Origin of the sequence: Candidatus Kaistella beijingensis (assembly GCF_020084865.1) — a bacterium.
GTDB lineage: Bacteria > Bacteroidota > Bacteroidia > Flavobacteriales > Weeksellaceae > Kaistella > Kaistella beijingensis.
The window spans coordinates 365,327-380,036 of the sequence record NZ_CP071953.1 but is presented as its reverse complement, the minus strand read 5'-3'; the positions used below and the strand labels follow the sequence as shown (position 1 = coordinate 380,036).

General features: G+C 36.7%; 14 protein-coding genes. 8 read left to right on the top strand and 6 right to left on the bottom strand.

Going from position 1 to position 14,710, the window contains the following annotated elements; all coding sequences use genetic code 11:
* Positions 1-62 precede the first annotated feature (62 nt).
* Positions 63-377, top strand: coding sequence for a DUF4286 family protein (locus tag J4771_RS01765; protein WP_224135826.1), 315 nt, complete (start codon positions 63-65; stop codon positions 375-377).
* Here J4771_RS01765 and J4771_RS01760 read toward each other — a convergent pair.
* Both J4771_RS01760 and J4771_RS01755 read right to left on the bottom strand, forming a co-directional pair.
* On the bottom strand, positions 374-1,222 hold the full coding sequence (locus J4771_RS01760; protein WP_224135824.1) for an aldose 1-epimerase family protein: 849 nt from the start codon (positions 1,220-1,222) through the stop codon (positions 374-376). The genes J4771_RS01765 and J4771_RS01760 overlap by 4 nt on opposite strands.
* Positions 1,223-1,231: 9 nt before the next feature.
* Positions 1,232-2,266, bottom strand: coding sequence for an acyl-CoA reductase (locus J4771_RS01755; RefSeq protein ID WP_224135823.1), 1,035 nt, complete (start codon positions 2,264-2,266; stop codon positions 1,232-1,234).
* 61 nt (positions 2,267-2,327) lie between these two features.
* On the opposite strand from J4771_RS01755, the gene J4771_RS01750 reads away from it, so the two are divergent.
* The 6 genes from J4771_RS01750 (at position 2,328) to J4771_RS01725 (ending at position 8,303) form a co-directional block, all read left to right on the top strand.
* On the top strand, positions 2,328-2,678 hold the full coding sequence (locus tag J4771_RS01750; protein WP_224135822.1) for a 4Fe-4S dicluster domain-containing protein: 351 nt from the start codon (positions 2,328-2,330) through the stop codon (positions 2,676-2,678).
* A gap of 260 nt (positions 2,679-2,938) precedes the next feature.
* The gene (gene serC, locus J4771_RS01745) at positions 2,939-4,003 is read left to right on the top strand and encodes a 3-phosphoserine/phosphohydroxythreonine transaminase (protein ID WP_224135821.1); all 1,065 of its coding nucleotides are present in this window, start codon (positions 2,939-2,941) and stop codon (positions 4,001-4,003) included.
* A gap of 47 nt (positions 4,004-4,050) precedes the next feature.
* The gene (locus J4771_RS01740) at positions 4,051-5,010 is read left to right on the top strand and encodes a D-2-hydroxyacid dehydrogenase (protein ID WP_224135820.1); all 960 of its coding nucleotides are present in this window, start codon (positions 4,051-4,053) and stop codon (positions 5,008-5,010) included.
* A gap of 7 nt (positions 5,011-5,017) precedes the next feature.
* Entirely contained in the window at positions 5,018-6,259 is a 1,242-nt protein-coding gene (locus J4771_RS01735) for a DUF1015 domain-containing protein (RefSeq protein ID WP_224135819.1), read from the top strand.
* Between the two features lie 92 nt (positions 6,260-6,351).
* Positions 6,352-7,716, top strand: coding sequence for a M20/M25/M40 family metallo-hydrolase (locus J4771_RS01730; RefSeq protein WP_224135818.1), 1,365 nt, complete (start codon positions 6,352-6,354; stop codon positions 7,714-7,716).
* A 233-nt stretch (positions 7,717-7,949) separates the two neighbouring features.
* Positions 7,950-8,303: a diacylglycerol kinase gene (locus tag J4771_RS01725; protein WP_224135817.1), complete on the top strand. Its 354-nt coding sequence runs from the start codon at positions 7,950-7,952 to the stop codon at positions 8,301-8,303.
* On the opposite strand, the gene J4771_RS01720 is transcribed toward J4771_RS01725, so the two are convergent.
* The 4 genes from J4771_RS01720 to lpdA all read right to left on the bottom strand — a co-directional run bounded on the left by J4771_RS01720 (position 8,300) and on the right by lpdA (position 14,274).
* Positions 8,300-9,073: a patatin-like phospholipase family protein gene (locus tag J4771_RS01720; protein WP_224135816.1), complete on the bottom strand. Its 774-nt coding sequence runs from the start codon at positions 9,071-9,073 to the stop codon at positions 8,300-8,302. The genes J4771_RS01725 and J4771_RS01720 overlap by 4 nt on opposite strands.
* 67 nt (positions 9,074-9,140) lie before the next feature.
* Positions 9,141-11,084 carry a S9 family peptidase gene (locus J4771_RS01715; RefSeq protein WP_224135814.1) on the bottom strand — a complete coding sequence of 648 codons (1,944 nt, stop codon included), beginning with the start codon at positions 11,082-11,084 and terminating at the stop codon, positions 9,141-9,143.
* 74 nt (positions 11,085-11,158) lie between these two features.
* Entirely contained in the window at positions 11,159-12,727 is a 1,569-nt protein-coding gene (locus tag J4771_RS01710) for an amidohydrolase family protein (RefSeq protein WP_224135812.1), read from the bottom strand.
* 155 nt (positions 12,728-12,882) lie between these two features.
* Entirely contained in the window at positions 12,883-14,274 is a 1,392-nt protein-coding gene (gene lpdA / locus J4771_RS01705) for a dihydrolipoyl dehydrogenase (protein ID WP_224135810.1), read from the bottom strand.
* A 169-nt stretch (positions 14,275-14,443) separates the two neighbouring features.
* Between lpdA and J4771_RS01700 the strand changes: the two genes are divergently transcribed.
* Positions 14,444-14,710, top strand: coding sequence for a hypothetical protein (locus tag J4771_RS01700; protein ID WP_224135808.1), 267 nt, complete (start codon positions 14,444-14,446; stop codon positions 14,708-14,710).

The window sequence follows — 14,710 nt, the reverse complement described above, 5'->3', positions numbered from 1 at the left end:
GAAAAATTTACCGATTTTTGCCCATGAATTTATCCACAAAATCATAAAAAAAGTTAAAAATAATGAGCTTTTTGAGCCTTACATTTCACAACACCGAAAGCATCAACAAAGAATGGGAAAATTATCTGGGAAATGACCTTCATCAAATGATTGAAAACCTGATGGATGTTGAGAAATATATTCTTTCGGAAGTACAAAGTGACATGATTAATGAAGGCAAAAACACCAACCTGCTTTTGGTTTTCGACAATGAGGAGAAGCGTGATGATTTTATTGAAATCGAACTCAAAAATATCACGGAAAGAATTGAATCGAAATTTGGGGAGAATGTGATGGTTTTTACGACGTTTTTGAATCCGAAGAAAAGTAGGTTTTAAAATATTTCAACACTCCATTCCACCGACATTTCAGAATCCCCGTCAAGGATTTGAATTCCCTCTTTTTCTTTAATTTTACCGGAAGCATCATGGTGATCAGCAATTCCCAACCAAGGTTCGATGCAGATGAACGGAGCGTCTTTCTTCGTCCAAATTCCTAAATAGGGGAAGTCGGGGAAACTCACCTTTAATTGCGGAATGTCATTTTTTAATAAAGTCAGTGAAGAGGTTGCTGAGTTTTTTAGAACGATCGCATCTTCAGCAAAAAGAGAATAATTTAGTGGTAGTATTTTACCATTCAAAGGGATTTTTTTTGTCTCCCCTGAAAACAGGTTATCGCGTAATTTATAAGAAGTCAAATCAGTAGAATTGTCAAATGCTAAACTGTAATTTTCGATATCTCCATCAATCGAAAATGCAGGATGTGCACCAACTGAAAAATATATTTTTTCACTTGAAGTATTGATTACGGTATATTTTATAATCAATTGATTTAATGATAACTTATATTCAATATTTAAAGTAAATTTGAATGGATAAATTTGGAGTGTTTCCTCATTATATTTCAGAGAAAATTTGGCAGAATTTTCAGTTTTGGAAACTAATTCAAATTCTTTTTCTCTTGCAAAACCATGTCTCGGAAGCTCATACTTTTTACCATCAAATTCAAAAGAATTATTCTTTAATCCTCCCACGATGGGAAACAAAATTGGTGAGGTTTTATCCCAAAAATTTGGGTTGATTTCCCAAATATGATTTTGCCCGTCTTTATCAATGGAGCCTAATTCAGCGCCTTTATGATTGATTTTGACTTTTAGAAATTTGTTTTGAATGGTCGTCTTCATATTGCAAACCTAAATAACTTCCAAAAATTTCATTGTATCAACGTTGTCTGCATAATTATCCAACGACGGACTTTGTGCCTCACCAAAATTGATGGAATCCAAGTCTAATTCGGGATTTGCAACGACCGTCTGAATATTTTCCTCATTGTTCTTGATAAAGTTTTTCACTTCATCGAGGTTGGAATATCTTGAAAAATTAATCACAGAAAGTGGTGAGAAAAGATTTTCATCTTCTTTCAACATCACAAAATTATTATCCCAAAACCGCTCTTGATTCAACAAATAAATCGCACGATTGTATTCGTAATTATTGGCGTATTTGTTGTGATTGATAATTTCTTTAAAATTCAAAAAATTCTCAAAAAGTCTGTCGATTTTAAAATCTTCAGGAATAAAAATTCGGGTTACATTTCTACAACCCAATCCGAAATATCTGAAAATATCATCTGCCAAAAGTTGCAGCTGTTCATCGGTTTCATCACCGTTCAAAACCGCAATTGAAGTTCTATTTTTTCGGATTATGCTTAAATGGTTCTTGAAATAATATTCGAGATAACGTGCTGTATTATTGCTTCCTGTCGCAATCACCGCATCGAAATTTTCTAATTTTTCCACCAGTTCATATTCTACATTTCCACCGGAAAATTCATTCCATTTTTTCAAAAGAAAAGGAATCATCAATTTATCTTTTGATGACAGTTTAATCACGGGAATATTTCCGCTTAAAACTACAGACATCACATCGTGAAATCCCACCATTGGGATGTTTCCCGCTAAAATCAAACCGACTTTTTTAGAAATTTTTGCAATTTGATAATTTGAGAGCCAATTTTTAATGTTTTGTTCAGTTAATAAAGCCGACCATTGTTTTAAGGAGAATTTTTGATTTTCGATGGTGAACCATGAATTTTCAATTTCCGATTTTCTCAACAAAGCAGAAAATTTTTCATCATTTTCATTATAATTTTCGGGTTTCTTTTCTAAAAATTCTTTGATATAATCGCCGACTTTGCAAAGTCCTGAAATCATTTTTTCTATATTCATTATGTGGGAAATTAGCGGATTTTTCGTAATTTTGTGCAAATTTATAAATAAAATATTAGCAATGGCTATTAGAATAACAGATGAATGTATCAACTGCGGTGCTTGCGAACCTGAATGCCCAAACAACGCAATTTATGAGGGAGCAGTAGATTGGAAAGCTTCCGACGGAACCGCGTTGAAAGGAAAAGTAGTGATGAAATCGGGACTGACGATTGATGCAGATGCTCCACAAGAACCCATTTCCGACGATATTTACTTTATCGTGCCCGACAAATGTACAGAATGTAAAGGTTTCCATGAGGAACCGCAATGTGCAGCGGTTTGTCCGGTTGACTGCTGTATTCCCGACGAGGACCATGTAGAATCCGAAGAAAGCTTACTGGAGAAAAAGGCCTTCCTTCACGGAGAATAATACTTCCGCTCACAAAATCGTGGGCGTTTTTTTTTATGAAAAATATTACAAAATTTTTATAAACCACAAAAAACACAAAAGAATCTTCAAAATTAATATGAAAGTTTCACAACTCATAAAAGAACACAAAATTGAAAATCAGAGATTTTCAACTATTATTTGATTGAATTGTTATTCTCTTTTAAATAATCCAAGAAAAAATATTGTGCCTTCTGTGGTTTTAAATTACACCAAATTCAAAAAATCTTAATACATCAGAAATGAGCAAAAAACACAATTTCAGCGCAGGTCCGTGCATTTTACCTCAGGAAGTTTTCGAAAAATCAGCACAGGCAATTTTAGATTTCAATGGAATGGGACTTTCCCTCCTTGAAATTTCACACAGAAGCAAGGATTTTGTCGCAGTAATGGAAGAAGCAAGAGCGATTGTAAAGCGACTGATGAATCTCGGCGATGATTACGAAGTTCTTTATTTAGGAGGTGGCGCAAGTTTGCAATTTTTGATGGTTCCTTTCAATCTGATGAAGGCAGAAAACGGAAAAGCAGCATATCTCGATACAGGGACTTGGGCTTCAGGAGCGATTAAAGAAGCAAAAAAGATAGGAACTGTGGATGTTGTGGGCTCATCTAAAGCTGAAAATTATTCCTTTATTCCTAAAGATTACAAAGTGGGAAGCGAATACGATTATTTCCATTGTACATCAAATAATACGATTTACGGAACACAGATGAAAAACTTCCCCGATGTTGATACATTGATGGTTTGCGACATGAGTTCCGATATTTTTTCAAGAGTTATTGATTTCTCAAAATTTGACGTGATTTATGCGGGTGCACAAAAAAATATGGGACCTGCAGGTGTTACTTTGGTGGTGGTGAAGAAAGATATTTTGGGTAAAACTGGCCGCGATATTCCTTCTTACTTGGATTGGTCACTTCATATTGCGAAAGAATCGATGTTCAACACTCCTCCTGTTTTTCCTGTTTATGCTTCGCTTTTAACGCTTCAACATTTGGAAAATCATGGTGGAATTGCAGAAGCAGAAAAAAGAAATGAAGCAAAAGCAAAACTTCTATACGACGAAATCGACCGCAATCCTTTGTTTGAATGTTTCTGCGTAAAAGAAGACCGTTCTTTGATGAATGTATCTTTCAAATTAACCGACGAGTCTAAAAAAGAGGAATTCGACAACGCTTGGAAAGCAGCAGGAATCAGCGGTTTGAACGGACACCGAAGTTTGGGCGGCTACAGAGCGAGTTTGTACAACGCTTTACCAATTGAGAGTGTGCAGGTTTTAGTGGACGTAATGCGTTCTGTCAAATAAATTTTCAAATTTTAAACCTGAAATCTCAAATCTCAAATTAAGTAAAAATGAAAGTTTTAGCAAACGACGGAATTTCTAAAGCGGGAGAAAACGTACTGAAAGAAGCGGGAATCGAATTGGTGGAAGCCAAAGTTTCACAGGAACATTTGGCAAATTTCATCAATGAAAACCAAATCGACGTCCTATTAGTGAGAAGTGCAACAAAAGTTCGACAGGATTTAATTGACGCTTGTCCCACATTAAAAATTATCGGAAGAGGCGGCGTTGGAATGGACAACATCGATGTGGAATATGCGATTGACAAAGGAATTTACGTGATTAACACTCCAAATGCTTCTTCGCGTTCGGTTGCGGAAATGGTTTTCGCGCATTTCTTTTCTTTGGCAAGATTTCTTCACGAAGCCAACAGAATGATGCCTCTTGAAGGAGAAACCAACTTTAAAGCCCTGAAAAAATCCTATTCCAATGCCTACGAATTAGAAGGCAAAACTTTAGGCGTTATCGGATTTGGCGGAATTGGGCAAGAAGTGGTGAAAATGGGAATTTCTTTAGGAATGAAAGTAAAAGTTCTGACAAGAAAACCACACACGAAAACGTTGACTTTAGATTTCTTTGACGGACAAAAAGTGAATTTCGAAATTTCCTCCAACAACAATATGGATGAATTTTTGAAAGACACCGATTTCATCAGCATCAACACGCCAAAAACCAACGAATACATTATCGACACACCTCAATTTGAAAAAATGAAAGACGGTGTTTTCATCGTAAACACAGCAAGAGGTGGCGTGATCAATGAAGTGACCCTACTCGACTTCATTGAATCAGGAAAAGTTGAAGGAGCTGCATTGGATGTTTTTGAAAACGAACCCACTCCTGAACTGACGATTTTGATGAATCCAAGTCTTTCACTTTCACCACATTTGGGTGGAAATACTGTTGATGCACAGGAAAAAATTGGCAAAGAACTTGCTTCGCAAATCATTGAAATAAAAAATAAACTATAGAAAAAACATGCCTATTTTCAGACCATTTCGCGGAATTCGTCCAAGCGATGATTATGTGGACACCTTTCCAACACATCCTTTAGATAACTTCACACAGGAAGAAATCAATAAAAAAGCACAACAGGATTCATCTTACATTCAGATGATCAAACCTTATGTGGTGAGTAAATCTAAAGATATCGACCGAAATTTGAGGAAAATCAGGACTAATTTTGAAGAACTTTTAGCCGATAACAAACTCGTTCAGGATAATTCTTCTTATTATCTTTATGAGCAGATTATGCCCAATAAATCGGTGTTTCGTGGACTTTTAGGTTTGGTAAGTGTAGATGATTTCAGGAATGGAAAAATCAAAAAGCATGAATCAACTTTAACTCATAAAAAAGAAAAACTCGCGTATTATCTCGAAAAAGTCAATATTCAGGCAGAACCGGTATTACTGACTTACATGGCAAATCCAAAGGTTGAATTGCTGATGAATCACGAGGAAAAAAATGTTCCTGTTTTGAATTATCTAGACGACAGCGGAACCCGTCACAAAGTCTGGCGAATTGACAACCGATTGAAAATGCAGCAATTCAAGGAAGTTTTAGAACAAATAGATTCTTTTTACATTGCGGATGGTCATCACAGAATTGGTTCCACAGCTTTGAATGCCAAAAATCTTCAGGAAAAAAATAAGAAACATACGGGACTTGAACATTACAATTTCGTTTATAGTTTCATCGTTTCCAATCAATCCATTAAAATTCACGATTACAACAGACTTTTGGAAGATCTGAACGGACTTTCCGAAGAAGAGTTTTTAAAGAAAATCGAGGAAAATTTCTTGATTCATGATAAAGGTGAAGCGCCTTATTATCCTTCACAAAAGTTTCACATTTCCATGTATTTGGGCGGAAAATTTTATTCACTCCACGTAAAACACGATTTGCGTAAAAAGATGAGCGAGTTGAATGACCTCGACCATTTCCTTTTGGAAGAGTTCATTATTAAAGATATCCTAGGAATTGATGACCCAAAAACCACCGATAAAATCACTTACATCAAAGGAAATTCGGGAATTGAAGGTATTTTAAACATCAAAGAAAAAGTAGATTCAGGAAAATATAAGGTCGGTTTCGGAATTTATCCTGTGAGTTTCAATGACTTGCTAAAAGTCTCTGATAAAAACATCAAAATGCCGCCGAAATGTACTTATATCGAACCAAAACTGGTGACGGCTTTGGTGATGTATGATATGAAGTAATTCATGAGTAATGAGTATTGAGTAATGAGTAATGGGTAGTGAGCAATTATTAAAAAATTCTTATTTTTGATGGAATAATTTTTCCATAAGCAATGAAACAAATTCTCATCAAAATACTTCCGCTCTTTTTGGGCGGATTTTTATTTGCTCAAACCAAAGCAGATTCAATTCAATTCAAAAATATTTCCGACGAAATGTTGGCAAATGGAACTGCTTATGAAAATCTTCGTGACTTAACAAAAAATATCGGACATCGATTGAGCGGTTCTGAAGCCTATGAAAAGTCCGTAGATTGGGCAGTTCAAAAATTAAAAGAGGCAGGTGCCGACAAAGTTTGGAAAGAAGAAGTCATGGTTCCTGTTTGGGAAAGAGGGAAAGAATCTCTTCACATCAACACGGGAAACGGAAAATGGAAATCTCTGAGAATGTTGTCTTTAGGAAATTCCGAGGGAACTAAAGGAAAAGATGTAGAAGGTGAAATCATCTACGTAAAAAATAAAGAAGATTTCGACAAATTACCGGAAAGTCAGGTGAAAGGAAAAATTGTCTTCTTTAATTATGCTTTTAACCAAAAATTCATTGTTACAGGACAGGCTTATGTAGATGCAGGGATTTACCGTCGTTCCGCTGCAAGTTGGGCAGGAAAGAAAGGTGCAAAAGCGGTAATTATCCGTTCACTTTCTTCAGCTTTTGATGACGTTCCACACACCGGTGCGATGCGTTACGACAAAGACGACACCACCAAAATTCCCGCCGTTGCAATTGGTCCGAAAAGTGCAGATGAATTGGAAAACACCTTGAAATCTCAAAAAGTTTATGCCAAATTAAATTCGAATTGTACGATCAAAGGTGAAAAATTATCTCATTCTGTCATTGGAGAAATTACAGGAACCAAAGATAAAAGCGTCATCGTCGTCGGTGGACATTTGGATTCTTGGGATGTTGGCGAAGGAGCACACGACGATGGAGCAGGAATTGTTCAAAGCATAGAAATCCTTCGCACATTCAAAAAATTAGGTATTAAAAATAATCACACGATTCGAGTTGTTTGCTTTGCCAATGAAGAAAACGGAGTTCGTGGCGGAAATAAATACGCAGAAAACATGCAGAAAAATAACGAAAAACATATTTTTGCCATTGAAAGTGACGGTGGCGGTTTTACGCCGCGCGGAATTGCTTTGGTGATGACTCCTGAAAAAAGAAAAGAAGTTCAGTCCTGGAGAAATCTCTTCCTTCCGTATGGAATTCATAATTTTGAATTTCAATATGCGGGAACTGATATTGAACCGATGGAAAAACTCGGTGTTCCTTTGGCAGAGCTCGTTCCTGATTCCCAAAGATATTTCGACATTCACCACACTGAAGAAGATACGTTTGAAAAAGTGAACCGTCGCGAATTGCTTTTGGGAGCGGTTGCAATGGGACAAATGATTTATATGGTGGATAAAAATTGGTGAAGTGCCAAGTAAAAAGAGCCAGGAACCAAGTGATGGTAAGGACAAATCGTGAAACCTAACTTAGTGGTTCGACGGAGTTAATTGTCCAAAAAACGAAGTTTTTTTATAGGAAAAAATTAAATTTCTTTTCCTTTCCCAATAAACCAATTATTTCTGTAAGCACACAAGTTTAGCTATGATCTCGAAACCCAAAACCCGCATCACGAAACACTTAACCTATAACTCGTAACTCCATGAGAAAACCCCCGTTTTATAAAAGTGTAGGAAATGCGTTGAGAGGCGTGATTTGGATGTTGAAGTCTGAAAGAAATTTTCAGATTGAAGTTTTTGCGTTGCTGATTAATCTCTTTTTAATTGTCTTTTTAAAACTAAATACTGTTGATGCGGCAATTATTTTAATCGTTAGTTTCGCGGTTTTATCCTTAGAAATTCTCAATACGGCGATTGAAAAAGTTTGTGACATCATTCAACCCGAATTTGATTTGAGGATTAAAGTCATTAAAGATATTTCGGCGGCGGCAGTGGTTTTAATGGCTTTAGCTTCTGTGGTGGTGGGAGTTTTGGTTTATTGGAAATATTTGTTTTAACCCGAAAAACTCTCAAAAGAATCTTTCGCGGCAGTATAGCCAATCTCGAAAATCTCCTGCAATCTTTCCGGCTTTCTTTCGAAAGTTCCGTAATGTGCTAATTTTTTTGAGGTGATAAACCAATCGCAATAAGAGAATTTGTGCAATTCCGTGCGGTAAGAAAGCAAATCATAAGAACGAGAAACGACCGCTTTAATGGAATTCAAATCCGTAATCTCGATATCTTGAGGCGGCGAAACAAAAACTCCAATCATCTTTTTGCAATCATGCTGAATGATATCTGCCGGAAAATTGTTCAAAACTCCGCCATCGCTGTACATTTCTTCACCCACAATATACGGCGTCGTAACTCCCGGAATCGAGCATGAAGCAATGATCGCATCAATCACGTTGAAATCTTTTCCAAAAATCTTCTGTGTACCGGAAACCAGTTCTGTGGCGACAATTCGCACCTCTTTCTTCAAATCTCCAATCGTCATTTCATCGAAAATCGGGGTCAAATAATTTCTGAAAATCTTTGATGAAACCAATCCCGGCTTATTAAATGCAAAATGTCGCCAGTTAAAAAAATAAACCGACTTGAAAAAATCTAAAATTTCCTGCGGAGATTTTCCTACTGCGTACAGCGTTCCCACAATAGATCCCGCACTACAACAGGCGAGAACTTCGGGATGAATATCTTGCTCCTCCAAAAATTTCAAAACTCCTGCGTGAGCGATTCCTTTTGTTCCGCCGCCTGAAAGCACGATTCCGAGTTGGTATTTTTCCATTCCTCAAAAATAAGAAACCATCCTCTTAATTAAGGATGGTTTTTGGTTTAATGCAATGTCTGTCTTTCTATTTTAACAAATATTCCTGCATAAATTTGATCACCGCCAATCTTTGAAAATCTATATTCTCTTTTTTGCGGAAACCGTGACCTTCATTTTTCGCTTCCAAATACCAAACTGTATTTCCCTGTGCTTTCAGTTTATCGCGCATTTGGGTCGCTTCCGTCACCGGAACTCTTGGATCGTTGGTTCCCTGAATGATGAACATCGGCTTTTTGATTTTGTCCGTATTATTCAAAGGTGCGATTTTGGTGAAAAATTCACTCATTTTCGTGTCACGTTCATCGCCATATTCTACCCTTCTTAAATCTCTTCTGTATTCCTCTGTATTTTTAAGGAACGTGTTGAAGTCAGAAATTCCTACAATATCCACAGAACATCTGATTTTATCAGCATATTCATAAGCAGTCGCCAAAGTCATGAAACCGCCGTAACTTCCACCCATAATCATGATTCGGTCTTTGTCGAGTTCAGGTTGTTTGGCAATCCAATCCAATAAAGCACCGATATCTTTCACCGAATTCATTCGTAAAAAACCATTGTCACTTGCGATAAAAGTTTTTCCGAAACCGGAAGATCCACGCACATTGGGAAAAATAACGGAAACTCCCATTTCATTCGTATAATAATTTCCGGAACCGAGAGAAGATGCCATCGACTGACCTTCCGGACCGCCGTGAATGTTGATTAAAACAGGTCTTTTACCCGTGAATTTTGAAGAAGCTGGATAATAGAATCCTGTAATTTTCATTCCGTCGAAACTATTCCACTCAATCAATTTTGGTTGTGACATATCGGATTTCTGCATTTCTCCCTGTTCGCTTTCCGTCCATCTTTCCACTCTATTTGAAGCCAAATCTAATCTATAAATATCTGCGGAAGAATCATAAGTTGATTGTGAAAAGAATAGCGATTTTCCGTCATTTGAAAAATCGATTCCGCCAATCAAACCGACCGGTAATCCTTGAACTTCTGAATACTTTTTATTGGCAGTATCCATTAAATACATTTTATGAAGTCCGCCTTCATTGGTTTGAAAAGCGAGTTTGGTTTTATCTTTAGTTAAAGCATAATTAGAAACTTCCCACGGAATATTGGAAGTAAAATAGTTGATTTTTTTGGTTTTCAGATTGAAAGTTGCCAATCTTGCAAACTCGTTATCGCGATCGGTGATATAAAAAATTTCGTCGGGATTTTTTGCAAATTTCGCTCGACCTTGTACGATTTGTTTTTCTGTTCTGTCGGTGATTGGTTCCAACTTTTTTGTTTGTGTATCTAAAAGATAAAGATGCGATTCATTTGCGGAAATATATTCCCCGATGATGAGTTTTTTGCCATCATCAGAAATATCGTTGATTCCCCAACCGCCGCCTTTTACTTCTAAAATCAATATGGTTTCTTCAGGTTTTGAGGGATTCATGAAATAAATATCCCGATCACCGCCATTTCGTTTCGTGGATGAAAAATAAAATCCGGACCCATCTTTCTTCCAAGTAATTCCACCGTTTTGGGATCTTCCTCCGTCAGTTAATAGTGTTGACTCCATCGCCTTTAAATCCAATTTAAAAAGCTGTCCAAATTCATTTCCACCAATGTCTTTGGAATAAATTAGATATTCACCTTTTGTTGGTTCATAATCCGCAAAATTCACGGGTTCATCGAAAAAGGTCAACTGTTTTCTCGCTCCCATTGGTTGAGAAAGTTTGTGTAATTGGTTGGTTGAAGCAAATCGTGTAACCATAATCAACTCTTTTCCGTTCGGATGAACTGCGGTTAAACTTGCACCTCGACTTTCCGAATACTTCTTGGTTTTTTCATTTAAACTTTTCGGAATTGCGGGAATGTTTTCTACAATTAGATTCTCGTTCGGAACAATGTTTTCATTTTTTGTTTGCGAGAATAATGTCGCTCCACAAAATAGAAAAACTGGAAATAGGTATTCGATTCTCATAAAAATTATTTGGTGTTAATTTAAAGAAATTTAGCCAAATAAAAAAGATGAAAAACTGCGATAAAAAGCAGAATTCAAAATCTGGATTCAATGAATCTGTAGCCATTATTGTAGAATAAATCTTCCACAAAAACATCCACATTGAGTTCTGAACACCATTTTTTAGAATCCTTTAAATCCTTCAAGAAATAAAGCAGGTTCATTCTAATATAAGTTTTCAAATCACTCATTTTTTGAACTGTTGAAATATTGGCAAACGGATTAATCAATCCATCAAAGTCTGAACCGATGGTAATTTGTTTTTGCGCCTTTGCAATAGAAATTCCGTGGTCTTTGCAGACTTGGAAATAATGTTTGAGGTGATTCAAAATATGGTCTGAAAAAAATTCATTCCTTGCCGTTATCGATGCTTCTGTACATTCCGAAAGTTCGGATGATGTGAGAATATCATCTGAATCAATTGTATTTCCAATCAGTGATTTCTTAATTCCTAAGGCATTCCATTCCTCGGCAGAAAAAAACTCCTTGTCCACGAGCACATCAGAGTTTGAATTAATTCCGGTTGGTCTTTCATCATGCAAATCTATATAGCCGAGAATTCGTCGGTCAAGTGAAATTCCAATGACACCATCATTTTTTACGATCCACGCAATTTCTTCGTCAAAAAGATTAATTGTGGAAGCATTAAAAGTAGGAAATCCAGGTCTTCGTCCTAAATTTTTTGAATGTAGTGATTTGGTAATTTCCAGATAAACCGAACCCTTCACATTTTTCACCATTTGAATGGAACCCGCCCAATTTTTAAAGGAAGTTCCTGTAAATCCAGCGTGTGAGCAAATTAACGGTTGTACATTTTTGAACTTTTTTGCGTCAATTTCAGACATCAAATCTTTTCGGGACTTATAACTCATGTGCTTTAAATCAACACACACAGCTCTGTCAAAAAGTCCCTGGGTTACCTTTCTTCCATCATTGGTTAAACCATTTCCATTAGGGAAAAAATCGTTTCCATCTGCAATCTGCATTCCGAATGCGTGATTGCATAGATTTGATTGCTGCAAGTGGGTGAGATTTACTGCAATAATTCGTGCTTTTTCTTGAACTTTGTCGAGATTACCGAGAATTTCAGTTGGACTGTACTTATTGGCAGCATCACAAAAATTTGGACGATCCACCAAAGAATGACAACCTTCAATCGTGAAGAAAACATTGACTTTGTTCTTCGGAAGCGCTTTACTAAAACTGCTTTTTGTAAGAACATTATAGGAATGACTTTGCAGATATTTTTTCAAGGTTCTGTCCATCAAAAAGTCCTTGAAAGGTTTCATCGAATTATCTTTGGCGTCTTCCAAAACCTTTTGAGAAAGTTTGAATTGTGAATTTTGTTTAAGATATTTTCTTAAAGGAATAACTGCTTTTGCCACGTAACTCTCAACGCTGTAAAGTGCGGCTCCAATAATAACTTCATCTTGAAAATCTGCCAATTGCGATTGATGAGTCTGACTTTCAATAATCGTTGGCAAATCGCTGCATAAAGCCGGTAAAGTCGCAACATCACTGCGATAAATAAGCGAATCAATATTAGGATTGTCGTTGAAAAGTTGTTTTAAAACGGGATGGCTGTGAAAATCAAAGAATCTCATGATATTGGTTTTTAGTTCCCAAATTTAGTTAATATCCCTTCAAAAAAAACAGTGAAAAAACCCTATTTAAACAAGAAAGACGCAAAAATATGCGTCTTCCATTTCATATTTCCCCCCAAAGCAAAGGAGTGATTATACTGAGTTCTTGGATCATTTTAGATATGAATTACTTCTCCATAAGCAGCTGCAACCGCCTCCATCACTGCTTCAGAAATCGTCGGATGCGGGTGAATAGATTTCAGCACTTCGTGTCCTGTTGTTTCTAATTTTCTGGCAACAACGGCTTCAGCAATCATATCTGTAACGCCGTCTCCAACCATGTGACAACCGAGCCATTCTCCATATTTTGCATCGAAAATTACTTTGATGAAACCGTCGGTATCGCCGTTTGCAGTTGCTTTTCCACTTGCAGAGAACGGAAATTTTCCAACTTTGATTTCGTAACCTTTATCTTTTGCCTGTTTTTCGGTCAAACCAACGGACGCAATTTCAGGATGACAATAAGTACAACCTGGGATATTTCCGTAATCTATCGCCTCTACATGAAGTCCCTTGATTTTTTCAACGCAGGTAATTCCTTCTGCGGAAGCAACGTGTGCTAAAGCTTGAGTCGGCAAAATATCGCCAATCGCATAATATCCCGGAACAGAAGTTTCGTACCATTCGTTCACCAAAACTCTTCCTTTGTCAGTTTGAATTCCAACTTCCTCGAATCCTTGGTCTTCGATGTTTGCAGCGATTCCAACTGCGGAAAGTAGAATGTCTGCTTCTAAAGTGATATTTCCAGTTGCCGTTTTCACGTTTGCTTTCACACCGTTTCCAGAAGTATCGACAGATTCCACGGAAGCATTCGTCATGATTTCAATTCCTGATTTTTTCAAGGATTTTTCTAGATGTTTAGACACTTCTTCGTCTTCAACCGGAACAATATTTGGCATGAATTCCACAATCGTTACTTTAGTTCCCATCGAGTTATAAAAATCGGCAAACTCCACTCCAATTGCGCCGGAACCAACTACAATCATAGATTTTGGTTGTTCAGGAAGAGCAAGCGCTTGGCGGTAGCCAATCACTTTCACGCCATCTTGCGGAAGATTTGGCAATTCTCTGGAACGGGCACCAGTTGCAATGATGATGTGTTCTGCGGAATATTCAGTGGTTTTTCCATCTTTGTCAACAACGGCTACTTTTTTCCCTTTTTGGATTTTGGCTGTTCCCATGATGACGTCGATTTTGTTTTTCTTCATCAAGAATGCAATTCCGCCGCTCATTTTGGTGGCAACTCCTCTACTTCTTTGAATGACTTTAGAAAAATCAAAACCTGGATTTTCTACTTTATTCAATCCGAATTCTTCGGCTTTTTGTAAATATTTGAAAACGTGTGCAGATTTCAACAACGCTTTTGTCGGGATACATCCCCAATTCAGGCAGATCCCGCCCAAATTTTCTTTTTCAATAACAGCAGTTTTGAAACCCAACTGTGCCGCTCTGATTGCGGTCACATATCCACCGGGACCACTCCCAATGACAATGATATCGTAATTCATCAGTTAAAAAATTTGATGCGAATTTACGGAAATTTTCTGAAGAATTTTTATTGTAATAATTTTTAAAATTAGGATAGCTAACCCTTTATTTAATAATCTTTTTATACTTTAATCCATTGACAACAAAAAGTTTAGCATTAATTAGCATCGGAAATATTTAAGGATTATTGTGAAATACACCTTACTCAATCCTAGAAAGAGCACCTTCGCAAAAAATAATTCCGACTTTGTGACGTGGATGCGTAAAAATGATTTGCAGGTTTTTGCAAATAATGAGGAATTTATTTCAGCATATTCTCACCGAAAATTTTTATTTGAAAAAATCGAATTAAATGGCGAAAACGAACACGATTTTGTAGAGGATTTACAAAAAAACAACCTCCTAAAAATCGAAAAGATTCCAGGAGGCAGCATTTTGAGTCTTTTTAAGTTATAA